At 49.8% G+C, this 26,454-nt stretch carries 22 protein-coding genes and 1 riboswitch; of the genes, 3 read left to right on the forward strand and 19 right to left on the reverse strand.

What is annotated here, in order from left to right:
* Positions 1-8 precede the first annotated feature (8 nt).
* The 12 genes from thiC to HPS53_RS02135 form a co-directional block, all read right to left on the reverse strand.
* Entirely contained in the window at positions 9-1,586 is a 1,578-nt protein-coding gene (thiC, locus tag HPS53_RS02080; RefSeq protein ID WP_172204057.1) for a phosphomethylpyrimidine synthase ThiC, read from the reverse strand.
* 124 nt (positions 1,587-1,710) lie between these two features.
* A complete protein-coding gene (locus HPS53_RS02085; protein ID WP_104369188.1) occupies positions 1,711-2,325 on the reverse strand; it encodes a thiamine phosphate synthase in 615 nt (204 codons plus the stop codon).
* 115 nt (positions 2,326-2,440) lie between these two features.
* Positions 2,441-3,298 (reverse strand): bifunctional hydroxymethylpyrimidine kinase/phosphomethylpyrimidine kinase, encoded by an 858-nt coding sequence (gene thiD / locus HPS53_RS02090; RefSeq protein WP_172204059.1) that lies wholly within the window; start codon positions 3,296-3,298, stop codon positions 2,441-2,443.
* The gene (gene thiH / locus HPS53_RS02095; protein WP_104369202.1) at positions 3,298-4,425 is read right to left on the reverse strand and encodes a 2-iminoacetate synthase ThiH; all 1,128 of its coding nucleotides are present in this window, start codon (positions 4,423-4,425) and stop codon (positions 3,298-3,300) included. The genes thiD and thiH overlap by 1 nt, the downstream gene beginning before the upstream one ends.
* Before the next feature lie 5 nt (positions 4,426-4,430).
* Positions 4,431-4,631 carry a sulfur carrier protein ThiS gene (thiS, locus tag HPS53_RS02100; RefSeq protein ID WP_104369203.1) on the reverse strand — a complete coding sequence of 67 codons (201 nt, stop codon included), beginning with the start codon at positions 4,629-4,631 and terminating at the stop codon, positions 4,431-4,433.
* Between the two features lie 85 nt (positions 4,632-4,716).
* Entirely contained in the window at positions 4,717-5,493 is a 777-nt protein-coding gene (locus tag HPS53_RS02105) for a thiazole synthase (RefSeq protein ID WP_104369190.1), read from the reverse strand.
* An 83-nt stretch (positions 5,494-5,576) separates the two neighbouring features.
* Positions 5,577-5,675, reverse strand: a riboswitch (TPP riboswitch).
* Positions 5,676-6,041: 366 nt separating this feature from the next.
* On the reverse strand, positions 6,042-7,331 hold the full coding sequence (locus HPS53_RS02110; protein WP_172204061.1) for a serine dehydratase subunit alpha family protein: 1,290 nt from the start codon (positions 7,329-7,331) through the stop codon (positions 6,042-6,044).
* Between the two features lies 1 nt (position 7,332).
* A complete protein-coding gene (locus tag HPS53_RS02115; protein ID WP_172204063.1) occupies positions 7,333-9,351 on the reverse strand; it encodes a cytochrome c biogenesis protein CcdA in 2,019 nt (672 codons plus the stop codon).
* Positions 9,352-9,432: 81 nt separating this feature from the next.
* Positions 9,433-9,786: a hypothetical protein gene (locus tag HPS53_RS02120; protein ID WP_172204065.1), complete on the reverse strand. Its 354-nt coding sequence runs from the start codon at positions 9,784-9,786 to the stop codon at positions 9,433-9,435.
* A 74-nt stretch (positions 9,787-9,860) separates the two neighbouring features.
* Positions 9,861-10,610: an exodeoxyribonuclease III gene (locus HPS53_RS02125; RefSeq protein WP_104369194.1), complete on the reverse strand. Its 750-nt coding sequence runs from the start codon at positions 10,608-10,610 to the stop codon at positions 9,861-9,863.
* Positions 10,611-10,928: 318 nt separating this feature from the next.
* Positions 10,929-11,405, reverse strand: a complete 477-nt coding sequence (gene ribH, locus HPS53_RS02130; protein WP_172204067.1) for a 6,7-dimethyl-8-ribityllumazine synthase — start codon at positions 11,403-11,405, stop codon at positions 10,929-10,931.
* Entirely contained in the window at positions 11,406-12,086 is a 681-nt protein-coding gene (locus tag HPS53_RS02135) for a tetratricopeptide repeat protein (protein ID WP_104369204.1), read from the reverse strand.
* A gap of 140 nt (positions 12,087-12,226) precedes the next feature.
* Here HPS53_RS02135 and HPS53_RS02140 point away from each other — a divergent pair, with 140 nt between their 5' ends.
* Entirely contained in the window at positions 12,227-13,345 is a 1,119-nt protein-coding gene (locus HPS53_RS02140) for a DNA replication/repair protein RecF (protein ID WP_104369197.1), read from the forward strand.
* 177 nt (positions 13,346-13,522) lie between these two features.
* Positions 13,523-13,813 (forward strand): DUF721 domain-containing protein, encoded by a 291-nt coding sequence (locus tag HPS53_RS02145; protein WP_104369198.1) that lies wholly within the window; start codon positions 13,523-13,525, stop codon positions 13,811-13,813.
* A 200-nt stretch (positions 13,814-14,013) separates the two neighbouring features.
* Here HPS53_RS02145 and HPS53_RS02150 read toward each other — a convergent pair whose 3' ends face one another.
* The 4 genes from HPS53_RS02150 to HPS53_RS02165 all read right to left on the reverse strand — a co-directional run bounded on the left by HPS53_RS02150 (position 14,014) and on the right by HPS53_RS02165 (position 18,877).
* Positions 14,014-14,541: a 5-formyltetrahydrofolate cyclo-ligase gene (locus HPS53_RS02150; RefSeq protein WP_172204069.1), complete on the reverse strand. Its 528-nt coding sequence runs from the start codon at positions 14,539-14,541 to the stop codon at positions 14,014-14,016.
* Positions 14,542-14,610: 69 nt separating this feature from the next.
* Positions 14,611-16,341, reverse strand: a complete 1,731-nt coding sequence (locus HPS53_RS02155) for a S41 family peptidase (protein ID WP_172204071.1) — start codon at positions 16,339-16,341, stop codon at positions 14,611-14,613.
* The gene (locus HPS53_RS02160; RefSeq protein WP_104369201.1) at positions 16,342-16,767 is read right to left on the reverse strand and encodes a dCMP deaminase family protein; all 426 of its coding nucleotides are present in this window, start codon (positions 16,765-16,767) and stop codon (positions 16,342-16,344) included.
* Between the two features lie 19 nt (positions 16,768-16,786).
* On the reverse strand, positions 16,787-18,877 hold the full coding sequence (locus tag HPS53_RS02165) for a M3 family metallopeptidase (RefSeq protein ID WP_172204073.1): 2,091 nt from the start codon (positions 18,875-18,877) through the stop codon (positions 16,787-16,789).
* 536 nt (positions 18,878-19,413) lie between these two features.
* On the opposite strand from HPS53_RS02165, the gene HPS53_RS02170 reads away from it, so the two are divergent.
* Positions 19,414-20,067, forward strand: coding sequence for a porin family protein (locus tag HPS53_RS02170; RefSeq protein ID WP_172204075.1), 654 nt, complete (start codon positions 19,414-19,416; stop codon positions 20,065-20,067).
* Positions 20,068-20,156: 89 nt separating this feature from the next.
* Here HPS53_RS02170 and HPS53_RS02175 read toward each other — a convergent pair whose 3' ends face one another.
* The 3 genes from HPS53_RS02175 to HPS53_RS02185 form a co-directional block, all read right to left on the reverse strand.
* Entirely contained in the window at positions 20,157-23,021 is a 2,865-nt protein-coding gene (locus tag HPS53_RS02175) for a sugar-binding domain-containing protein (protein WP_172204077.1), read from the reverse strand.
* A 149-nt stretch (positions 23,022-23,170) separates the two neighbouring features.
* Entirely contained in the window at positions 23,171-25,201 is a 2,031-nt protein-coding gene (locus tag HPS53_RS02180) for a beta-galactosidase (RefSeq protein ID WP_104368568.1), read from the reverse strand.
* Positions 25,198-25,872 carry an SGNH/GDSL hydrolase family protein gene (locus HPS53_RS02185; protein WP_104368585.1) on the reverse strand — a complete coding sequence of 225 codons (675 nt, stop codon included), beginning with the start codon at positions 25,870-25,872 and terminating at the stop codon, positions 25,198-25,200. Before HPS53_RS02185 ends, HPS53_RS02180 begins: the two co-directional genes overlap by 4 nt.
* Positions 25,873-26,454: the final 582 nt, after the last annotated feature.

Consider the following 26,454-nt stretch of genomic DNA (forward strand, 5'->3'; position numbering starts at 1 on the left):
TACCAATATCACTTGCCGCAGTCTTTGAGTGAGTGGCTGATACGGGCAGCACAGAAATTCGGACCGCACATGGTGCAATACTCACCCTCGGTCTTGTTGGATGTCTTGTAGTATTCAAATGCGCGTTCGGGATCGAGTGCCAGATTGAACTGGTCTTTCCAACGGAAGTCGTAGCGTGCCTTACTCAGTGCATTGTCACGCACTGTGGCACCGGGATGCCCTTTGGCCAAATCGGCGGCATGGGCGGCTATCTTATATGTGACGACACCTGTACGCACATCGTCCTTATCGGGCAGGGCGAGATGCTCTTTCGGTGTCACATAACACAGCATCGCCGTGCCATACCACCCTATCATGGCGGCTCCGATGGCACTGGTGATATGGTCGTAGCCGGGAGCGATATCGGTAACGAGAGGACCGAGGGTGTAGAACGGCGCACCGTGGCATTTCTCTATCTGCCTGTCCATATTCTCACGTATCTTGTGCATCGGCACATGCCCCGGGCCTTCGATAAACGCCTGCACGTTCTTGGCCCATGCACGCTCCACCAGCTCACCCATAGTGTCGAGCTCGGCAAACTGCGCCGCGTCGTTGGCATCGTGCGTGCTGCCCGGGCGAAGACCGTCGCCGAGGGATATGGCAACATCATACTTGGCGCAGATGTCACATATATCATCGAAGCGGGCATAAAGGAAACTCTCTTCCTGATGCACCATGCACCACTTTGATATAATGCTTCCGCCACGGCTCACCATACCCGTGAGGCGACCTTGGGAAAGATGTACGTTTTTGAGACGTATGCCGCAATGGATGGTGAAGTAGTCCACTCCCTGCTCGCACTGCTCGATCAGAGTATCCCGGAATATCTCCCACGTCAGGTCTTCTGCCTTGCCGTTCACCTTCTCGAACGCCTGATACATGGGAACGGTGCCTACCGGCACAGGACAATTGCGCAAAATCCACTCCCTTGTCTCGTGTATATTGTCGCCTGTAGACAGGTCCATGAGCGTATCGCCGCCCCACTTGCAACTCCACACGGCTTTCTCCACCTCCTCATCTATGCTCGACGTGGTGGCCGAGTTTCCTATGTTGGTATTTATCTTGACAAGGAAGTTTGTTCCGATAATCATCGGTTCGGCCTCTGGATGGTTTATATTGGCGGGAATGACGGCCCGGCCTGCGGCCACCTCATCTCGTACAAATTCCGGGGTGATATGCGTCGGGATGCCAAGCTCGGCACAGTTCATGTTCTCGCGAATGGCTACGTACTCCATCTCTTGGGTGATGATCCCGCGCTTTGCCAGAGACATCTGCGTTTCTCCGTCCCGGCGGCTCTCAATCCACGGCCGGCGGAGTTTCGGAAGACCTTTGGCAAGATCAATTTCCACGTTCGGATCACTGTAAGGACCGCTCGTATCGTATACATACACGGGGGCGTTCTCCGTAATTTTTCTCTCTCCGTTCTCTATGTTTACCGTCGGTGTGAGACGCACACGGCGCATGCCGACACGCAGTTCGGGATAAAGCGAACCGCCAATATATACTTTCTCCGAACTCGGATAAGTGATTTTAATGTTGTTGTTCATATCGTTTGCTATTGGTTTTAAGAAATTGTTATATTGATGTAAAGATGTTATACCCATTGATGTTACCGCATCGCATTTCCAAGTTTACTGTATTGACAAAGCCTGAATGCAATGCCGGCACACTCTATAAACTCATTATCCGGGCGGTCTCCCGCACAGGATCACCGGCATTCAGGATTGCCCCGCTGAGCGCAATACCGTCTACTCCCGTGGCCATGACGGCCGGAATGTCATCGACAGTGATGCCGCCGATAGCAACAACCGGCAGTTCAATCCCTGCGGCACGCATGGAGCCGATTATCGACCGGTAACCGTCGAGACCGAGCACTGGCGACAGATTCTTTTTTGTAGACGTGAAACGGAACGGACCGCATCCGATATAATCGGCTCCCAGACGCCACAACCGCTCAATGTCTTCAAACGTATTTGCCGTGCCACCGATGATAAACTCCTCACCGAGAATACGCCGAGCCTCATCGACGGGCATGTCGTTGCGGCCCAGATGAACTCCGTCGGCCTTCAGTTCCTTGGCAAGTCCGACACGGTCGTCAAGCAGGAATACGGCCTCGTGCTCACGACAGAGAGGCTGCACAATGCCGGCGACCTGCCGTACCTCGTCGTCGGTAGCGTCTTTCATGCGTAACTGTATCCATTTGCAGCCCCCTTCGAGAGCCATCCGGGCACCGTCGGCATACGTATACCGGTCATTGCTATGTGTGATAAACTGTAATTGTTTCATTGCTTTATTATTGTCTCGTTATTGTTTCCCGGCCGACTTACTCATGATCCGCTATCGTTCTTACCGTCATTTCACTTCGATTGCAGTTCTGTCTGCCGTATACGGGATTTTGTTTTTATTCTAATTTACGGTCTGCGTTGCCGTCTTCAAGCGGCAATTTAACCAGTGACTTAGGAGCAAAGAAATGGTTTACAGGACCATGGCCGGCTCCTATCACGACATCGGCACCCGCTTTCAAGGCTTCGGTGACATACTCCTTGGCGCTTGCCACGGCTTCCATCAACGTACAACCCAAGGCGAGATACGACGCTATGGCCGACGATAGCGTGCAGCCTGTGCCATGAGTATTGTACGTCGGGATGTCGCCACACCCATATTCATACTGTCCGCTACCATAAAGGCGATCGATCTTGGAGCCGCACAGATGACCGCCTTTTATCAAGACGGCAGCGCACCCAAGAGACATTATCCGCCGGGCAGCCTCATCCATCGTATCTTTATCTCTTATTTTGATGCCGCTGAGGATTTCGGCCTCCGGTACATTCGGCGTGAGAAGAGTAGCCAAAGGCAATAATTCGGCCTTAAACACATCAAGGGCATCTTCCTGCATGAGCCTCGAACCGCTCGTGGAAACCATCACCGGGTCTACAATCAAATGCTCAATGGCATATTCGCGGAGAGTGGCGGCTATAGCCTGGATGGTCGAACGGTCGTTAACCATACCTATTTTGAGCGCTTTCGGACGTATATCGTCCATTACCGCACGTATCTGTCCCGCCACGATATCGGGCGATACGGCCTGAACGGCAGTCACTCCGATAGTGTTCTGCACTGTTATTGAAGTAATGACAGAAGCCGCATAGCACCCTACCGCCGACATCGCCTTGATGTCGGCCTGTATGCCGGCTCCTCCGCTGCTGTCGCTTCCGGCTATGGTGAGCGCCACAGGATAAGCAAACTTACCGCCGTTCATCAGCTGCTCTTCTTTAAATCAAACACGGCGTCCCAGTTTTTCCATACCGGCTCAAGACCCAGAGCACGCAAATCGCGCTCCACCTCACGTGCCGTACGGCTGTCACTGACACTGAACTGCTCCAAAGACGAGGGCTTGCGACAATATCCTCCTGGGTCTGTGCGACTCTCGGCACTCATCGTCGTCACGCCGAGCGACGCCATATTGTTGCGCACGGCGGCCGGCTCTCTGGTTGAATAGGAAATATCCACGTCGTGATCGAATATACGCAGGGCGAAAGTGAGCTGGGCAAGCTCACGGTCTGACATTATGACGTTTGGTTGGAAACCACCGTTCTCAGCCGCACGCATACGCGGAATGTTTACGCTGTACTGCGTTCGCCAGTACGTTTTCTCCAAATACCGCAGGTGGCGGGCGAGCATAGCATACTCGGTACGCCAGTCTTCAAGACCGACCAGTACGCCCATGCCTATTTTATGAACCCCGGCCATGCCCATGCGGTCGAAGCCGTTGAGACGCCATTCATAGTCCGACTTTGGCCCACGGGGATGATATACCTTGTATCTCGCCTCGTTGTAAGTCTCCTGAAAGCATATTACTCCGTTTAGCCCGTGACCTCGAAGCTCGGCATACTCTTCCGCTTTCAGCGGCATGACCTCTATCTGCAAGTTGTTGAAATAACGCTTTGCCAAGTCAAGGGCACGGGCGATGTAAGGCACTCCGGCCTTAGCCGGATTCTCGCCGGTGACTATCAGCAGGTTGTCGAACGGGCCGAGCTTCTTGATTGCCTCATACTCACGCACTATCTCATCCTCGGTGAGAATGGTACGGGCCATCGGGTTCTGCACATGGAAACCACAATACACACACGAATTGGCACACGAGTTTGTGAGATAGATAGGTATAAAGAGATTGATTGTATTGCCGAAACGCTCACGGGTATACATACGGCTGAGCCGTGCCATCTGTTCAAGATATGTGTCGGCCGCGGGAGAGATCATGGCCATGAAATCTTCTATGTCGCAACGCTTCCTTGAAAGTGCGCGGCGCACATCGGCATCCGTCTTGGCCATTATCCTGTCGGTGGTATCCGACCAGCCGTATTTTCTTATTTCATCTATGAACATAGCCATTATCCTCCGCAAAACGCTTTAAGAATGACTATCTCATCGCCGTCTTTCACCACATGCACACCCCACTCTTCGCGCGGCACCAACTCATTGTTGAGCGCTACCGCAACACCCTTATCAGGCAGCCTGTTTGCTTCCGCAACCGTCTTTACGGTGGTTCCGTCAGCCAATTGATGTATCTCGTTGTTGATTTTTATTTTCATTTCTTGTCTCTTGCTGTATGTTTTATAAATATCGAATACCGAGAAACACGAGTGTCACGCTCGATTTGCGGTATAGTGATTACGCTCAATCATTAAGAAAAGAGGTCAGCGGCGAACTGGCTTCCGCCGTCATGTCCATCGACTGTCGACCGAGTCCGGCCTCGTATGCCTCGCGTCCGGCCTCGACGGCTTTCTTGAAAGCACGGGCCATAGCCACGGGATCACCGGCGACAGACACCGCCGTATTCACGAGCACGGCATCGGCACCAAGTTCCAAGGCCAGGGCCGCATCGCTCGGAGCACCGATTCCGGCATCCACCACAACAGGAACTGTTGCCTCCTCGATTATAATATTTAGAAAATCACGTGTGCGCAGACCCATATTCGTACCGATTGGGGCACCGAGAGGCATCACAGTGGCTGCTCCCGCTTCGGCAAGACGCTTGCAAAGCACAGGGTCGGCCTGGCAATAAGGCAGCACTACAAAGCCCTCTTTCACCAACCGTTCGGTGGCTTTCAGTGTCTCTATCGGGTCGGGAAGAAGATAGCGTGGATCGGGATGGATCTCAAGTTTCAGCCAGTTGGTCCCGAATGCCTCACGGGCCATCTTGGCGGCAAACACAGCCTCATCGGCGTTTCGCGTTCCGGAAGTGTTGGGCAGAAGCCGGATGCCCGGTATGGCGATATGTCGCAACATATCGTCGCCGCTGTCGGCGAGGTCTATTCGCTTCATAGCCATGGTCACCATCTGCGTCTCGGACGCCTCTATGGCCCGCCTCATGATTGTGTTTGAACTGAATTTTCCCGTGCCCATGAACAGCCGGGACGTAAATTCCTTACCTGCAATAATCAATTTTTCCATTGCGAGTGGTTATTATTTGGATTATACGAATAAGGAGCTTTTGAGATTAACGCATCGGCATCCGATAGTTTACAGATACAGACAAACGTATGGTAGCAGTCCCTCCGGCGGCATTATCCGCATCAGGTGTTACGGGTATAATCTCAGCCCTGACAACAGTCAGAGCACCCCTACCGGCCGATCGGCCGGATTTAAGATCGGCACCGTCTTCACGCCAGACGACAATGCCATGATCATGGCAAAAGTAATAATAAAATCCGATTCGGGCAAATATTGGAACAGGAAATATCCATATCGGCATTTCAAGAACATGTACACAAGGCCATATATCGCATCCATCTTTTGGACAAATGAAGTACATGTCAATAACTTAATATGAAAGAAAAAACATAGCTAACGTCTGTCCGATATAACAAGTACGTAACTCTATCCCCATCAAGAGACGGACTGATTTCTTATCCGAATCGAAACATTCTGACTCAATAAAAAACGGCATATAGATAATGAAATCATAATGCCGTCTGATATTATTCCTACTTGTAAAAGACTTAGCAACCTTTGTGTGTCATTATATCAAGCACCATATCATCAGTCTTGCCCATAGCCTCCGCACCAATCGAGGTGAGGTTGCGTATGCTGCAATCGACACTGTCATCAACTATCCCTTCCGCACTCGACACACACTTGCCTTCCATAGATAGCAGGGCCGACAGTATGGCGGTCGACACACCTGATGATATTTTCAATGAGCAACTGGGTTTCGCTCCGTCACAAATCATACCCGTAAGATTGGCTATCATATTCTTCACCGAGCGGCATACACGCTCATAATCACCACCCATCAGATAGGTTATTCCGCAACTGCTGCCAATTCCGGCCACCACACAACCGCATAAAGCAGACAGCGTGCCAAGGCTTTGTTTGATATATATTGCCGTAAGATGGCTGAGAGTGAGCGCCCTGATGAGTTCCTCCTCTGTATTTTCGTTCTCCATTGCATACACCGCCACAGGATTAGTGGCGCATATTCCCTGGTTTCCGCTGCCCGAGTTACTCATCACCGGTATCAGTGCGCCACCCATACGGGCGTCACATGCCGAGGCTGTCTTGGCTATTATCTTCGAGAAAATTGTTTTTCCGAATATGCCCTGGCTCAACGGACGGTCTATCGTCTTGCCGAGATTATGCCCGTAGTTGCCTTTCAGCGCCTCCTTTGCGGCATTCATGTTATAGTCCATCGTGGCAAGAATAAACCTTATTTCCTCCTGTGGAGCCGTTGTAGCAAAATCATATACGGTCCTCATGTCAAGGTGAATGTCTTCCAGGTCCTCAACATCTCCACCTTCTTTCCGTCTGTCGACAATTGTTTTCCCGTCTTTTTCTATATATACTATGTTCGTATGACTGCCCGATATTATCACCGTAGCATATCCGGACACAGCAGTTACCGTCACCTCTATATATAGTTTCTCGGCAGTATCTTTCTTCTGCAAGATGTCAATCCGTTTCTCTCCAATATACCTTTTGCCCTCCTCTATCGCATCAGGAGTCACGTCTTTCAACACTTCAAGATTATAGACAGACTTTCCTACTATGGCTCCAAGAGCGACTGCTATAGGCAATCCTATCATACCCGTACCGGGAATACCCACCCCCATTGCGTTCTTAAGAATGTTGGCACTCAGAGATACCGAAATCTTATCAGGACGACAACCGAGTTCTTCCATCGCACGGGCGGTACAAAGGGCCACGGCCATAGGCTCTGTACAACCTATGGCCGGCACGACGTTCTTTTTTATAAGAGCCGTTATACGGTCTCTCAATGCTTTGTCCTGCATGCTACTTTGAGTAATTATCAAGTCCTGTGCGCAGGAATTTAACGTACTCGCTGATATCTTCATCATAAGAGCGGCTGCCATTGAGCGGCATACCGTCGTTATCGAGCAACACATATACGGGCTGTGTGTTGGCACCTACTTTCGTCCGTTGAAGATAGCTCCACTTGTCACCCACGGTACGCAGCGTTCTTTGCTGTCCGTTTTCAATCACCTGCACAGGCTCTTCCAGCGGAGTTTTGTCATCCACATATAGGGATATGAGAACATATTTATCGTTCAGTATCTCAGCCACCGTAGGATCAGTCCACACCGCGGCCTCCATCTTGCGGCAATTGACACAACCGAACCCCGTGAAATCAACCATCACCGGTTTGCCAAGTCGCCGGGCAGCGGCCATTCCCTCATCGTAATCAGTGTATTTGGCCTCCACTGCCGACTTTTGCAGATTGAAATCCTGAGTATTCATCGGAGGCGCGAAAGCGCTTATCGCTTTCAGAGGCGCTCCCCACAGACCGGGAATCATATATATAGCGAATGCCAATGAGATCATGGCAATAAAAAACCTCGGCACATTAGTACGGTTACCCTCATCGTCATGCGGGAATTTCAACCATCCGAGCAGATATATTCCAAGCAGTCCGAATATTACAATCCACAACGACACAAACACCTCACGGTCAAGGATATGCCATCCATAGGCCAAATCAGCCACGGAAAGGAACTTCAACGCAAAAGCCAGCTCTATAAATCCGAGGGTCACCTTGATGACGTTCATCCAGCCGCCCGACTTGGGAGCCGATTTGAGCAGGCTCGGGAACATGGCAAAAAGAGTGAAAGGTATTGCCAAAGCTATAGCAAAACCGAGCATTCCTATCGTAGGGGCGATGATGCTTCCCTGTGTGGATACAGCCACAAGAAGAAAGCCAATTATCGGGCCGGTGCACGAGAACGACACGAGCGTGAGAGTGAATGCCATCAGGAATATGCTGAGCATGCCCGTCGTATTCTCTGACTTACGGTCTATCTTGTTGCTCCACGACGATGGCAGCGTTATTTCAAACGCTCCGAAGAATGAAGCCGCAAAAACGACAAGAAGCAGGAAGAACAAGATATTGAACACGGCATTGGTGGAAAGGGCATTCAACGCACTTGCCCCGAAAAGCCATGTTACCACCAGTCCGAGAAGTACATATATCACCACTATAGACGCTCCGTAGACAATCGCCTCACGAATTGCTTTGGAATGATCTTTATTCCGTTTGAGGAAGAAACTCACCGTCATGGGAATGATCGGCCACACACATGGAGTGAGCAAAGCAAGAAAACCGCCGGCAAGCCCGGCAAGGAAGATGTAGAGCAACGAGTTGTCCGTCGGATTGTCTTCGTATGCTTTAAGCTCGTCTATCACCGGTGTCCACAGGTCTTTGTCACCATGCGCCACGGCTGCCGCAACCACAGTCGTATCAGTCGCTGCCGTGTCTTGCTTTTCCGCAACCATAGTGTCCTGTTTCAATGCGTCGTCAACTTTATCATCGGCTTTCACGTCATCGCTCTTGCCTATGACAGGCGACTTACCGCTCTTCACGAACGCCACTTGTGAGGGTGGCATGCACATCTCATCGTTGCATGCGCCGTATTCCAGATAACAATCAATGGTATATTCGGCTTTGGTAAACTTTATTTTCTGGACAAACGAGCCGCTGTTCTCAAAGAAACGCAGTTTCATCCCGAACATTTCGTCAAACTGTGCTATCTCTTTTCCTACCGGTCTCAACTTTCCCACCGGTTCGACTCCGCTCATCTTGTTCACATTGAACGTGGCCTGAGTCGGGCCGTCACTTCCCAAATCGGTTGAATATAAGTGCCAACCTTTGTCTATCTTTGCCGAAAAAACAATCTCGGCTTCATCGCCTCCAAGCATCTTCATGCTTGCAGTGAAATGCACCGGATCGGCCATCTGTGCAAAAACACTGACAGTCAGCACCGAGGCGAGAAAAAATAAAAATACAAGTCTCTTCATTACGATTTCTTTATTTCGGTTGCAAATGTACGAAATAAATGTCAGACTTCGTAATAAAGAGACTTGTATTTATGCCTGACGTCAAGCTGTCTCTATTTTTTTGGCGGAGTTGTCCGCTACTTTCTTCATGGCATAACCGGTATCTTTCACCGTGCTTGCCATGCTCTCTTTTCCGTTTTTCACGGCGGAACTTATAGCAGCGGCGGCCACTTGAACTTTGTCTTTAAGCTTGACACTGCCCGTCTGAGCATAAGTTGCAAGTCTCTTTCTGTTGTAAACTGCCGCGCCGACAACTGCGAGCGCCGCGGCAAAAATAAGTACGTTTTTCATAATTACACTTTTTAAATTAAACATGTTATCCTTTTGTATTAACTCGTCTGCAAAGATAAGCCATTTATCGGGATAATGCCCAATATCCCTCTGTCTTTTAACCATCCTTATCCTTAATACATTTTATTTGAATACAGAATGTTAAAACAGCGTTTCCAGTGTTGTTTTTTGTTTATACGTCACCTCAATTCGAGAACTACCGGACAATGATCGCTACCGAAAATATCCGTGTGTATCCCGGCATCGGCAACACTACCGAACAAGCGCTCTGAAGCCACAAAATAATCGATGCGCCAACCGGCATTTTTCTCACGCGCCTTAAATCTGTACGACCACCATGAGTAGGTCACCTTGTCGGGGTACAACGCACGGAAAGTATCTACAAATCCACTATTCAATAATGTGGTGAACTTATCCCGCTCCTCGTCCGTAAACCCTGCACTGCGACGGTTGGTCTTCGGATTTTTAAGGTCGATCTCATTATGAGCCACGTTAAGGTCACCGCATACTATCACCGGCTTGCGCTCGTCAAGCCGCATTATATATCTCCTGAAATCGTCTTCCCATTGCATTCGGTAGTCGAGCCGGCGCAATCCGTCTTGCGAATTGGGTGTATATACGGTGACAAGATAGAAATCGTTCATTTCCAATGTTATAATACGCCCCTCATGGTCGTGCTCATCTATACCCATACCGTAAGTCACGCCCAACGGCTCATGACGTGTGAATATAGCCGTACCGGAATATCCTTTCTTGTCAGCGTAATTCCAGTATGACCTGTATCCTTCAAATTCGAGATCGAGTTGACCTGCCTGCATCTTCGTCTCTTGCAAACAGAAAAAGTCAGCGTCCAGTTGTCTGAAAGTCTCACTGAACCCTTTTCCCTCACAAGCTCTTAAACCGTTAACATTCCAAGATATGAATTTCATTGTCCTATTTTTTATATCATTAGCTCGGCAAAGATAATCATTCCTCCTGATATAATCATGAGATAAAGCGGATTTTTAAACCGTATCATTACTGTTTTCATGCCCTGCCGCCAATCCCGTCTGGTATGCCACGGCCGTATACCGTATGCATCGCTATGGCAACCTTTGGCGACAATAGTAATACCACAATATTTCCACCAACAGTTACCGACTGTACACTTCATCAATATCGCTGCAGACAGCCTTAAACTGTCTGAAAAAAAATGAGGGCGTGCCTTTTCAGCAGGCCGCCCTCGTCGTTATCAATCCTGAAAGTTATTAGAATTTTGCCATTTTGATTGCGTCTATGGCGCATTCGTCACCCTTATTACCGAGTTTTCCGCCGCTTCTGTCTTTGGCTTGCTGCAAGTCTTCCGTTGTCAGCAGACCGTAAATCACGGGGATTTTACTTGTGGCATTCAGATGGGCGATACCTGCCGTCACGCCTTGACAGATGTAGTCGAAGTGAGGTGTCTCACCACGTATCACACTGCCCAATACTATTATTGCGTCAAAACTGCCGTTGAGAGTCATCTGATGCGCTCCGTATATCAGTTCAAAACTGCCTGGAACGGTTTTGACATGTATGTTTTCGGGGATTGCCCCATGCTTTTCAAGCGTGCCCACGGCACCATCGAGCAACGCACCTGTTATCTCGGGATTCCACTCCGCCACCACAATGCCGAAGCACATGTTGCTTGCGTCGGGAATACTCTCGAAGTCATAGTCTGACAAGTTGTGTAATGCGGTTGCCATTTACTTAGTGGTTGCGCGTTCGATATACTTGTCGATAGTCTGATATTGCATGGAGTTGAAGTACTTGTTCTTCACCTCTTCATAAAGTTTGAGAGCCTCTTCTTTCTTTCCCTGGCTTTCGAGTATCTCGCCCGCCTGTATAAGGAATGTTGGCGAAAGACTGTTGTTGTCCGCCTTCTTGGCCGCCTTTTTAAGACAATCTACCGCCTTGTCAAGTTGATTGAGATGTGCGTATGCGTTTCCGAGAGCACCGATTGCAGCGGGGCTTATCATCATGTCACCTTTCGTATCGAACTTTTCAAGATACTCTGCCGCTTCCGTCCATTTGTCAAGCTTGGCATAGCATAGTCCGGCGTACAGATTAGCAAGATTTCCGGCATCTGTTCCACTGTAATCGCTCGCAATGCTCAAGAATCCGGCAAAGCCCGCCTTGTCACCGTTGAGTGCCTTATCAAACTGCTCTTCACCGAAAAGCTCCTGTCCCTTGGCCAGTTCCGTGCTTGCCTTTTCCTCACGAGGACCAGCAACGTATGTGTTGTAGATTATAGCTCCGGCTATGATTACTATCAAGGCTATCACTCCATAAATGATGACTTTCTTGTATTTATCAAAGAAAGCGTCTTGTCTGCTGAGGGTCTCTTCTACGTTCTGAGCGCTCATGCGGTCTTTGTTATTTGCCATTATAATTATAATTTTCTGTTATCAAAATCGCAGACAAAATTACTTAATTTATCGGATATAGTGAAATTTATCATCAACTTTTTTCGTTTTTGACTGATAAAACACGTAACTTTGCAATAAATTAGCTATAAATCAGAGGGATGATTCTGCGAAAACTGTCAATTATCAATTATCGGAATATAAAGACCGCTACCCTTGCCATGTCTCCGAAGATGAACTGCCTTATAGGCAATAACGGAGCGGGGAAAACCAATGTGCTTGACGTTATTTACTACCTGTCGTTTTGCAGAAGCGCACACAATCCCATCGACTCGCAGATCATAAGACACAATCAGGACTTTTTCGTGATAGAGGGCGACTACACGACTGAAGGCGGGGAACCGGAGGCTGTATACTGCGGCATGAAACGTGGCACGAAAAAACACTTCAAACGAAATAAGAAAGAATATAAACGGTTGTCTGAACACATCGGACTGATACCGCTCGTGGTTGTATCGCCTTCAGACACCATGCTGATCGAAAGCGGAAGCGAGGAGCGACGCAAACTGATGGACATCGTAATATCGCAGTATGACCACGGATATATAGATGCGTTGAACAGATATACCAAAGCGCTGCAACAGCGAAACTCACTGCTCAAAGCGGAACCTGCACCAGATCTTGAAATGCTTTCAATATGGGAAGAGGCCATGGCAGCGGAAGGAGAGAAAATATATGCCAAGCGAGATGCTTTCGTACGTGAGCTAACGCCCGTATTTCAAGATTATTACAGCACAATATCATCAAACAAAGAAGAGGTCGGCTTGAGCTATATCTCCCATTGTCAGCGTGGCGCTCTGATTGATGTCATACGCCGAGACAGACATAAAGACCTTGCGGTGGGCTACTCGCTGCATGGTGTTCACCGCGATGACTTGGAGTTCACACTGGGCGGTCATCAGATGAAACGCGAAGGAAGCCAGGGACAGAACAAGACATTTGTAATAGCATTGAAACTCGCGCAATTCGAGTTTTTGAAGCGTACAAGTTCACAGACAACCCCCTTGCTGCTGCTTGACGACATTTTCGACAAGCTCGACGCAGAGCGAGTGGAACAGATAGTGCGGCTTGTGGCAGGCGAAGGGTTCGGCCAAATATTCATAACAGACACCAACCGCGATCACCTCGGGAGTATTCTCAGCGACTGTTCGTTCGACTATAAGATTTTCCTCGTGGACAACGGAGAGATTATCGAGCGTGAAACACAACTGCAACCGTAATTGAAACACAACTGCAACCGTAATATTAACCTCGGACTATGATTCCGAACATTTATACGCAAACAATCGCATCACAGCATAATGACAGTCACGATTTGCCCATACAGCTGTCCATACAGACAACCCAGCCCACCATACCATCGGATACATTGATATACATATAATATTTCGGGAAGGATGTTCAAAAGAGAAGTACAATCCATTAAAGATTTGATAATGCGCAACATGCGTGTTCAGGGACTCGAAACACCACTGCTTCAAAAACGGGTGATGGACGCATGGCCGCTGATTGCCGGTCCGGCAGTGGAACGCTATACACGAGAGACATACATAAGAAACCAGACCATGTATGTCCAACTGACAAATCCGGCTCTGCGCGCCGATCTGAGCATGAGAAGACAGGAGTTTGTCAGATTGCTGAACAACCATGTCGGAAGCAATGTCATCATAGATATAAGGTTTAATTGACAACGGATTGTTTCAGAAGAGTTAAAACTTTGTTTTCCGATAAGTCAAATGGCAAAGGCTATTGTCACCCGACATTCCTATTTTGGATTAATCCGACAGATTCAAGACATGAAAGCCATTTTATGAAAATACGAAAAACAGACTATGAAAACCATACTAAGAAAAAAACGGAAGTCATAATTTGAGAAACAATTGACCGCTCAACAAATGACTTCATCCACAGGAACGTCTGTCGGTTCGACCGGTATAGAATCCAAAAGCTGAAACGGAAAGCATATACCTATCTTATATTTATATCCTATCAATGGCAAAAGACGGTCGTAATAACCTTTTCCACGGCCGAGACGATTGCCCGATTTATCAAATGCCATACCCGGAACCACGGCAAGGTCTACAGCCGAATAGTCGTTAAAGAGACTACCGACAGGTTCCATTATTCCATAGGCTCCGATGCTAAGGTCGTCAGGACCGGTATATACACGCAGCTCCATAATGCCCTCACCAGTCACTTTCGGCAGTAAGACACGCTTATCACTCACCGTATTCAGCAGAAGGCGGGTATCCACCTCATCGGCCAACGAGTGATAAAGCATCACTGTACGTGCCGCGACAAAACGAGGATGGGCCATCAACCGTTCAATAACAGGAAGCGACAATCTGCGCAAATCATCATGCGTAAACTGCCGCTTCCCGGCCCTTATAATGTTTCTAAGCTCTTTTTTCTCCACTTCAAAGCTATTCCTTTTGCCTTGTTATTATTGTCTTTAAACCGCTTCTTCCATTTACTCACCTTGATTTTATCCTTTTGCCGTAGGCGAACAAGATACATGAGTACCCCGATAATCATATCCTTTACCGAAAACCGTCATGGCTGTCTTTCCCCCTTTGCCCGCTTTCCGAGGCTCAACGGCTTTCTTAGGGAAAGCCTGTTTAGCCTTAAAGACATCGACAGCCTTCTCTATTGCCGGGTCATCCAGATTGAGATATTCTATCCATGCCTCATCATCGAGCATGTTGTATATTATCCTACTGTCAATAAACCGTTCTAGCAGATGGTGTGATTTCCTTATCATCAGGTTGCGGCGGCGCAGTCCCTTTCGGTCAGCGTATGAAGCAAAGCGCTCCACCATATTCTGTTTCTTGAGATAATCAAGCAGAGATTCCATATCCGTGAACTCTCCAAGTCTGGCCCTGTTCTCATCGGTATAGTCATAGGCAAACTGAAATATCAATCCGGTCATGCCGGCTTCCTTGTAATAAGACGTGACACCGAGAGTATCCTCGGCCACGAATATATCGGGGGTTATACCTCCGCCGCCATACACCGTGCGCCCGATACTCGTGTGATACTCCGGACCCTCATGCTTGATACTGTCTTGCGAAAAATACTCGCCGTGCTGATATCTCATCATCAAGTCGTCCTCATAATCCTTGTCAGAACCGGATGTGTACGGTTTTTGTATGCAACGTCCGGAAGGAGTATAATAACGGGCAATCGTAAGCCTTATCATCGAACCGTCATTGAAAGCCATCGGCTGCTGCACGAGTCCCTTTCCAAACGACCGCCGGCCGATGACCGTGCCACGGTCGTTATCCTGTATGGCACCGGCAAATATCTCCGATGCCGATGCCGAACCTTCATCTATAAGCACGACAAGTGGTATTTTCTGATAACTGCCGCGCCCGTCGCTTCGATATTCCTGCCTTGGCGACTTTCGTCCCTGTGTATATACGATAAGACGGTCTTTGGGCAAGAACTCGTTCACCATCTGAATGACAGCCATCATATATCCTCCCACATTGCCGCGCAGGTCGACAATGAGGTTTTGCAGGTCTTCCTGAGAGAGCTTCGCCAATGAAATGAGCAACTCTGGATATGTGTTCTCGCCGAAACTTTTCACCTTGATATACCCCGTATTATCATTTATCATATACGTGGCGCTGATGCTCCGCTGCGGAATATCGTCTCTCGTGATGGTCACATATCTCACCTTTTTCTCACCATACCCCAACAGTCCGAGTTTCACCTTAGTATCCTTAGGACCTTTCAGGCGCCGCATGGCCTCATCATTAGTGACTATTTTACCCACAAACGGCTTTCCGTCGACAGACACTATCTTATCTCCGGCCTTTACTCCGGCACGATCTGCCGGACCGGCATTTACCACGTTCTGCACCCTTATGGTATCTTCACGTATCGTAAACTCTATTCCCACTCCCGAGAACGAGCCTTTCAGGTCGTCGTTCACGGCCTGCACGTCTTTCGCCCCGATATATACCGAGTGCGGATCAAGTTCGGCAAGAATCTGCGGCATGGCATCTTCCACGAGTTTATTGATGTCCACCGTGTCCACATACTGGTCATCGACAATGTGCAACAAGTTGTTGAGCTTGTTGCCGCTTGAATTGATTATACTGAGTCTGTTACCCGAGAAATGGCTCGTATAGAACGTTCCTATCACGACTCCCACGACCACACACACCGCCATGATGAGCGGCATGAGACGGTTTGACTTGTTTCTGTTCATTTATTCTTCCGGATTTAGGTATATCACTTCTATCCCTGCCTTTCTCAACAGGTTTATGCCGTCTTCCAGACGGTAGTGCTCTCCATACACGACCCGCTTTATGCCGGCCTGTATTATCAGCTTAGAGCACTCTATGCAAGGCGATGCCGTGACATAGAGCGTGGCTCCGTCGCTGTTGTTAGAGCTTCTGGCGAGCTTCGTTATGGCATTGGCCTCGGCATGCAACACGTATGGGAAAGTGATGTTGGCACTGTCTTCGCACACGTTCTCAAATCCGCTCGGCGTACCGTTATATCCGTCGCTGATTATCATCTTGTCCTTAACCACGAGCGCTCCCACCTGACGGCGTCGACAATAGCTGTTCTCCGCCCAGATGCGTGCCATACGCAGATAGCGCAGGTCGAGTTTTCTTTGTTTTTCGTCCACCGCCTTATATTCTTTCTTGTTATTTTCTTTTCTTAGGTCTCTTTATCCCGTTACGTCTCAGCAAAGCGTCTATAGTAGGCTCGCAGCCGCGGAAACGTTTGTAGAGCGTCATAGGATGCTCGGTACCGCCGCGTGACAGTATATTGTCACGGAAGCTCTGTGCCGTCTGACGATCAAATATTCCGCGGCGCCTGAACACGCTGAAAGCATCGGCATCAAGCACTTCCGCCCACTTGTAGCTGTAATATCCGGCGGCATATCCGCCTGCCATTATATGGCCGAACTGCACCGTCATGCACGTATCCGGCAGTTGCTCGGTGACAATGGCTTTCGCCCATGCTTTTTTCTCGAACTTGATGATATCGTCGTCAAACGGCTCTTTCTTCGTATAATAAGCCATGTCGAGCAGTCCGAAGCTCACCTGCCGCATACAAGCGTAGGCCGCCATGAAATTGCGGCTCTTCACTATGCGGTCTATCAGTTCGTCGGGCAACGGCTCGCCGGTCTGATAATGGAAAGCGAACGTGCGCAGAAAGTCTTTCTCCACGGCATAGTTTTCCATGAACTGCGAAGGCAGCTCGACGAAGTCCCACCACACATTCGTTCCGCTCAGACTCTCGAAGCGGGTGTTGGCGAACATGCCGTGCAGTGAATGTCCGAACTCGTGCAGGAATGTCTCCACCTCACTGAGCGTGAGCAGCGCCGGTTTCTCGTCTGTCGGCTTGGTAAGGTTCATCACCACGCTCACATGGGGTCTAACGTTCTCACCCTTACGGTCGATAAACTGTCCTTGGTACTCGGTCATCCACGCTCCTCCCTGCTTGCCTTTGCGGGGGTGGAAATCTGCGTAGAACACGGCAAGATAAGACCCGTCGGCATCGAACACCTCGTAAGCCTTCACATCGGGATGATATACAGGTATGTCCTTGTTTTCCCTGAATGTTATTCCATAAAGACGGTTGGCCAGCCCGAAAACCCCGTCTATCACTTTCGACAGTTCGAAATATGGGCGCAGCATCTCTGCGTCGAGATTGTATTTCCGCAACTGCAACTTATGAGAGAAGAAACTGAAATCCCACGGACGCATCACAAAGTCCCTGCCCTCCATCTTACGTGCCATCCGCTCCAAGGCATCCACCTCTTTCAACGCCGCTGGCCTGTATGCCTCAGTGAGGTCGTCGAGCAGGCGGTACACATTCCGGGTATTTGTAGCCATACGGTGTTTTAGCACGTAGTCGGCGTATGTCTTGTAGCCGAGCAGTTGCGCTATCTCGCGCCTTAGGTTAACGATGCGCTTGCATATCTCGATGTTGTTCTCGCTATTGTCTTTCGTGCAGACGGTGTTCTTCGCCATATAAAGACGCTCCCGCAATTCACGATTGGCGGAATATGTCATGAACGGGCCGTAGCTCGGATGGTCGAGCGTCACTATCCACCCATCCTTGCCGTGCTCACGGGCGGCCACGGCGGCCGCCTCCCGCGCCGTGTCGGGCAGGCCTTCGAGGTTTTTCTCGTCGGTGATGTGTAGCGTGAACGCTTTTTCCTCTTTCAACAGGTTCTGCGAGAATTGGAGCGAGAGCATGCCTGCTTCCTCGGTGAGCTTGCGCAGACGCTCCTTGCCATCATCGTCGAGCAACGCTCCGCTGCGCGCGAAACCGTCATAGCAGTCGTCAAGCAACCTTTTTTCCTCAGGAGTGAGCTTCCGGTGATGCCGCTTCACGGCCTTAATGCGGTCAAACAGTCTCGGATTAAGGCGCACATCATTGGCATGTTGCGTCAATATTGGCTGCATTTTCTGTGCCAGGGCATCGAGTTCATCGTTGGTCTCGGCACTGAGCATATTGAAAAACACAGTAGAAACACGTGAAAGCAAATCATAATAGCCCTCACGTGTCTCGTCTTTGTTGATTATCGTATTATCGAATGTTGGCTTCTCGGGGTTGTTTATCGTCTTCTCTATCTGCTCGTTGTCACGGCGTATGCCCTCCATGAAAGCCTCCTCGTAGTCTTCAAGCCTGATACGGTCGAAAGGCACCGTGTCGTGTGGTGTGCCGTAAGGCTCGAAAAATGGGTTTATGCGTTTTGTGTTATCTGTCTTTTTATCGTTCATGACTGTCTTTAATATTGAAATGCAAAGTTACACAAAATATCATTCACATATTAATATAAAGTAAAAAATAACGTTAATTGCTTGCCGCCAAACCGTTCCTTGAAGACCCACTCCGACCTTAATGTAAACATTATGTCATAAATCTAACATTTTATCTCTCCACGAAATAAAACGGCATTCCTATTACAAGACCCGATACACAGGTATCATCCACAAGCACATCACAATGGTCTTGACCGCATTCGGACGCCCGTTGCAATAAACGCAGACTGTAAATGCCCTCCGACAGCACGGCTTTACCGCAACCACACATACGCCATTGGCGGTCAACAAATTAACAAAACCCGCCAGATATACGAATACTTCCGACCGGCAGATTGCTTTTTTTCAAGACAAGCGGGTTCTGGAAGTTGTTTTGTATGTTTTTTGATAGCAAACAAAGCATGACAATCAAAAAATCTGCATCACCCATGGCAGTTTTATCAGATTATTTGTATATCTTTGCATCCGTCATAGACTTTATTTTTTACATCGACATGAAAAAGATCATCATTGCAATAATTGCCGCTGTCATGGCCTTGCCGGCATGCGCGCAATACGACAGTTACAGGGTTCAGGATAACGGATATTCCAACTTTATGAACGAGTACAATATCTACTACGGCCTGCGGCTCGGTTTGGCCGTAGGCTCGGTACATTCCGACGACCCGCGACTCGACGGCGGCAGCAGCCAGTCGGGTTTAAACTTCGGCGGTGTGGTCGGTATACAGCTTTCACCCACCACTCCTGTATGTCTTGAAACCGGTCTTTTCTACACTGAAAAAGGAGGAAAGGGTGTCATAGACGGTGTAAAGTTCACTTTCGACCTCAACTATTTAGAGATTCCCATTCTTGTGAAATACAAATATGAGTTGGACGACAACTTTTCCATTCAACCGTTCGGCGGCGGGTATATCGCTTTCGGCATAGGTGGAAAAGTGAAAAACTATAAGGAGAGGGAGAGCTGCTCATCGTTTTCTTCGGATTATTTCAAACGCTTCGATGGCGGTCTGCGCATCGGATGCGGCCTTGAATACAGCATGATTTATGCCGAGGCTGCCTACGAATTCGGCCTTGCCAATATATGCCACAGCGATTTCGACTCATCAAGAAACGGATGTCTGTATATCAACTGCGGAGTGAATTTCTAATAATCAGGAGTTAAGGAGTAAGGAGGATAGTAACAAAGCATTCTTTAACTTATGTCGCTATCCTCCTTACTCCTCAACTCCTGATCCACCTACTTCAACTTCGGTTTCAACTCGTCGGGAGAGTCTTTCGTAAACATATTCACCGCCGGAGCCTCTTTCTCGAAGAGGTTTGTTATTGTCTGCGGTTCGAGTGTCAAAGACGGTTTGAAATCGGTTCCGCCCACATATTCTATCATAGCCTTGCGCATCTGGCGAGCAACCACACGACGGTCAAGATCGCTATCAATGTCTATCGTAGTCATGAGCAGCTTGCCTTTCAGCACATTGGCTTCTACGACCATGCCGATCTTGCGGCTTATGTGCCACGTGTCTATCGGCTGTACCGGCGGCTGATAATCGGCAGGAAACTCGCGCAGGTTCATCACCTGAGCCTTGTTGAGCAGTTCCCACCAGTTGAGATTGCTCCAATCATCGGTCGGGAAACAACGGAACAGCGGGTGTGATACGTCTATCGAGGCACCGGTGGTGTGCGGAGGGCGCATCTTAAACCAACTTGTATTCCAGAAAACGGGCAGGTATGTCTGCTTTATATCGTTGCCCATGCGCACCTTTCCAGCGGCAGCAATAAGCACACGGCCGCCACGCTCGAGCACCGCCAGTGCCTTGGCATCGAGAGTGTCGGTGATATGTATGCCGTCGGCCGACGGCATACCGACGGTCTTGGGATATACCCAGAAATCCCATTTATTCTCTGCCCTTGGAGCATTGTCCGACACTACGGCTACATTGAGAGACAGTTTCTTGGGCTCCTGTATACCTGCAAGGGTGAAAACCACATCACACAGGCCATGGTTCTTCCCCACGGCAATGTCCTTACCGTCTGTCTTTCCGGCAAAGACGGCCTTCCCATCACATGAAACAGTATACTCAGCCACGGCTCCCACCAACGTTTCCTTGTATGCGTTATACAGTTCCACAGGCACAGCCAGTGTCTCGTCGTTGGTGTAAACGAACTTCGGAAAACGGGCAAGAGGCACTATCGGGGCGCAAAATCCGCTCCAATCGTCAGCCGTGCAGTAGCCTTTCTCACGCCAGAAGACATTCAGCACGCCCACAAGCGCCGTGCCCTGACCGCTGTAATCGTTCAGGCCGAGAAGCTGAAAACCGGCATAGTCCTTGGTGCGCAGGTTGCGTTCAAGCTCGTATTTATACGCCAGAGTCTGCAACTTACCGCTGGCCATGAGGAATTTTTCGGCTTGCGAGGCCATTCCGTTATCGCGAAGGAGATCTCGGAATATTTCGAAATTTCCGGCTTTGTATACACCTGTATACTGATTTAACTCCTTGAAATCGGGGAACGCGCACCATTGGCCCTGTTCATGACTTATGTACGGTTCGTTTATTTCGAATGTCAGCGGCTTGCGGCCCTTCTGTGTGAAGCTCGTTATTGCGGAGGCGTAGTTGTCTTCCGACTGCGGGGCATGCCTGTCCCAGTCGAGTCCGCGCGCGCCGCCCTTGACATGGTACTCGCTCTTCGGGTCCCAGGCCCATCCTCCGCCGACCGACGCGCCGCAATATACACGGCGACGGTCGCCCGTGCTCTTCCAGTAGTCTACGAAATCGCCCACCCAGCGCACCCAGTCGCCGGCCGGTTCGTTGCCGGCCGCCAGCATACAGAACGACGGATGGTTGCCATAAGCCTTCACCATGCGCCGCGTCTCTTCGAGCAAATAATGATCTATATTCATCTTCCTGCCGAGACGCACACCGTGATTGGGCCATGACGGGCCTTCGGGTTGCAGATAGAAACCCACCTTATCGGCTGCGGCAAAGGCAGCCTCCGGCGGACAGTACGAGTGAAAACGCATCATGTTAAGGCCGTATTCCTTGCATTTGCGGAATATGGCAAGCCACGATTGCTCGTCCGTCGGCGGATAACCGGTAAGCGGGAAACAACAGTTGCCCACCGTACCGCGCATCCATATAGGATTACCGTTGAGGTAAAACTGCTTTCCCTTTATCGCAATCTCGCTCATTCCGAACGTGACACGACGCTCATCATCGCCCACCGAGACGGTCAATTCATAAAGATTAGGCTCGAACTCGCTCCAAAGCCTCACGTCACCGCCCATTTCAAGCACCACCGAAGCGGTGTCGTCGGATGTATTGACTACCGCTACCGTCTCCTTTCGCCCCGATGTTCCGTCGGGTTTGAGCAACAGCGGGTGGCAGAACGAAATTTTCTTACGCCCCTTGTCACCTGCCGTCCGCACCTCGACACGTATCTTTTTGCCCTGCACGTCCGGATAAACCTGCACGTCATCGATGTAAACACGCGGCACTCTGCGCAGCTCTATCCTGCCAACGATACCGTTCCAGCATCCTTGTGTCTGGTCGGTCACGCTGTGTGAGTCCTGCCCCACGCACACGTTCTCAATGCCGTTGTATATCCGTATTGCGATGTCGTTGGCCTGACCGGACTTCACATAGGGCGTGATGTCAAACTCATGAGGCACGCTCAGCGACGAGTCGCGCCCCGCAATGCGGCCGTTAACGTAGACCGTAGTCTCGATATGCGGCCGTTCGAGATAAAGAAGCACACGGCCCTTGCGCCACGCTTTTGGCACATCCACACGCTTCATGTACCACGCCGGGCCTACATAATGCTTGCCGGGAGTGAGGAAGAAAGGAAATTTCATCTTCCCGGCCACCCGGTATTTCTCCATGTAGGGATTGAAAAAGAACGAGGAATCGTAAAGACTGCTCACCCAACGGGTGTCTACCGTCACCTCATCGCCCTTGCCATTGGTTAGCATCGAGCCCGGCAAGGTTATCTTATCATTATATTCAGGCTTGTCGCCCATGGCGAAATTCCACTCTCCCGACAAGTCTATGGTCTGTGCCACGGTTGCCGAACAAAAGGCAGCCAGAAGCGCAAAAATGTATTTTCTCATTGTCATATGCTATTTGTTTTATTTCCGTTATCCATTGTATCCGGCCTCATTACGTATTCATTACGCCTATACCGAATAGTTGGGCTTGTTTAAATCATGCCATACACACATCCGTGACGGCGCGTTTAATCACAATACCCGCCGTGAAATCACGGCACAGGAACTATCTTCACGCCCACGACTTCCTCTCCCGGCCTGCCGGCTTTAGCCTCACGGGGGAAATATACAGGCATGTTCTCCTGCAAAGGGAGTATCCGCAGTTCCATTTCAGTACATCCCTCGGGCAACCGCCAAAGACCGAAAAGGAAACGACGGCCGTTGTAGAAGTTGTCGGCCACGAGCTTTCCGTTCACATAAAGACGCGCCACATCTCCACGATAGTCTATTTCCAGCATCCTGCGGAACTTGCCGGCAGACTCTTGCGGAACGGTAATCCGATACACGGCGGCACTCCCGAAGTCGTCATCCGTCGGCTCTTCGGCCACTTTCTGCACTCCGATTGTTATCTTACGCTGCTGCGGAGCGGCGTCTCTCACCTTCACGCAGGCGGCATCCGACCCTATGTCTTCCACGCCTTCATCCTCATAGAACAGCCTCGACGCCTCATCGCCAGCAAGCAAATAGATATTCTTATATACCGGCTTGCCCAATCCCCGTGCCTTGACGTTCTTCAATACCTTGCCGTCCACGGCTATCTCTACAGGCACACCGGTGATCTGTTCCATATATATATTGCCGTCGCGACGGGCTATAAGTTGTGCGGTGGCATAGCGGATACCGTCTACATTGACGGGAAATATGCACATCGTGCCCGACGGAATGGTGACCGGCTTCGATGGGAAACGCACTCCGCAGACATCGAACGTAACCCCTTTCTTGGCCGAAAGGTTTTGCAGACGCTCGTAGTTGTTGACAAACACAAAAGCGCTGCCGTCCCTGGAGCGGTACGACCAGCGTAGAAACGAGTCGTCGCCTTTCTTAATCTCCTGCCGGCACGGGAAAGAAGCGGTCATCGGAGCGAGAGTCTCGCCGTAGTCCTTCATGAACAGGTGGAGCTTGCGCAGAGTGAAATAATGCGGATTTGCCTGTCCGAACTCCCCGAGCGGGGCCTGAAAGTCGTATGTCTTCACAGGCAGGTCATTATAGTTCGTGGCTCTGGTACGCTGCGTTTCGTTCAGATAAGTATACCCCTCTGGGTTGGTGCCTCCGTGATACATGTAGTAGCCTAGCAGGTTGCTGCCGCTGCCGAGTTTCACAATAGCGAGAGAGTAAGCGTCTTCAGGATAGATATACGGACGGCGGTGATAGGATGTCATCATGCCGCCTCCGAGTTCGCAGGTGAAATACGGGTAACGCTCATCGCCATTGTTGAGCTTTTCTTTCTGCTCGCCGAGCTGCTCGGTGGCTATCGCCGTACTGCTGCGGAAAGCCTTGAAGTTAAACGCCTTATAGTAGTTTCCGGCTGTCTCGGCCGTCGAACGTTCCCAGAAACCGTCGGCATAGTCGCCATACAAGGGCAGCATCTCGCCGAAAGGAACCGGTGTGCGGAGTTCGGGCCAACCGGTACGGGTGTAAAACGGCAGGTCAAACCCGATGTCGAGAGCCATTTTCTTCAATGCCATGAGATAGCTGCCACGACCGCGATACTCATTGTCGAACTGCGCCGCCATGACGGGTCCGCCGTCTTTCCATTGCAAACCCTGCACCTGGGCGAATATCTGACGGTACAACCGCCCGGTATACTTCATGAACACAGGATTTTCCTCACGCATCCTGCACCCCTTGTCGAACATCCAGTCGGGTATGCCTCCGTTGCGGACCTCGCCGTGACAGAACGGGCCGAGACGCAAAACGACCGGCATTTCCTCTTTCCCGCATATCTCGAGAAAGCGCCGCAAGTCTCTGCATCCGCTCCAGTCGAACACTCCTTCACGTTCTTCCACATGATTCCAGAACACGTATGCGGCAATGACTGTCACACCACCGGCCTTTATCCTGCGCACCTCACGCTCCCACTCGCCGGCCGGAATACGCGAGTAGTGTACCTCGCCCATCACGGGCATCACCCTGCGGCCGTCTATCATTAGACTATGCTCATCCCATGCCACGGCCGGATTCTGTGCCCACAGACAGGATGTCCATAACAGGCAGGCGATGATAAAAATAAACTTATGCTTCATTTCCTTTTTCCAATTGCTTGATTTACCTGCGAGGCTATCTGCCCGTGTCCCTTTATCGTAGGGTGCCCGCTCTTCTTGTCTATCCCTCTCAACTCTATGCAAGGCACTCCCTCATGCCTGCATACGGTCTTGACGGAAGATGAAATGTCGTCTCTCAGTCCGTCGTTGAGCAGGAAATATATCTCAGTATTCGGATAACGGTCTTTAATATACGCCAGCATGTAAGCCATGGCGGGACGGAACGTGTATAAATCGGCTTCCGATATTCCATCATAACGATACTCACCGACGGGCACACCAGCCCAACTGTCGTTTGTCCCACCGAATATTAAGATAATATCGGGACACCCGAGATTATCCATCCTGGCTATGAAAGAGCGGTCACGGTAGTCGCTACCGTGATATCCACGGAAGCACACGGTTGACCCGGAGAACGAGTTGTTGACAAAAAGACGCCATCCGTTGTCAGTAATCACCCTGTGCCACCACGTCTGCCGTACACTGTTCACGTCAGTATTCTTGTAGTCGGGAGCGGCATTATACCATGTGTAGTTGGACTTCGGGGTGATAAATCCCTCAAACGTGGAATACGAGTCACCGAGAATGGAAACTGTTTTTGTCTGCGCCATCAGCACAACGGCCGACAAGCCGAAAACGAACAGCAACACCATTCGCCCGGCTGAAAATTTTGCGATATAACCAGTCATCAGATCAGTAGATTTGTTTTAGTCGCAAAGATACGGAAAAATATTGATACTTGATTGCCGTAATGTGTACAAAAAGCCGTTTCAGGCATTGTCACACATACCGCCAATAAAACGGATACATTTCCGCAATGGAACGAATTGTAATATTTATATCATAAAAAAGCGGCTCTGTTTTTTCTCATTCCGGAAAAATCGACACGATACGTACCGCTATATACAATACGATAGTGCGCATTCCGCAAACCGAACAACAAGTCAAAATCCTGCAACGGGACACCCGTTGGTCTGCATCCGGCATGCTATTGCAATGCGTTTAGCGGCCCGTTGTCTTCCAACGGGCCGCTAAATGCGACGCAATAAGGCGCTTATTGCGGAAAATCAGATATGGACGAACGGCTTATTATATATAAACATCACCGAACGCAAGTATATCAAACTGAGACACAAACAGTTATGCGAAACCGAAAAATACGGCGATATTTCCGGCCACGGGGTCTTTAATTTCAAAATAACCGAAATACAAACAGCCTTTTGTAATAATTATTC

The sequence above is a fragment of the Prevotella sp. PTAC genome, from assembly GCF_013166535.1.
GTDB lineage: Bacteria > Bacteroidota > Bacteroidia > Bacteroidales > Bacteroidaceae > Prevotella.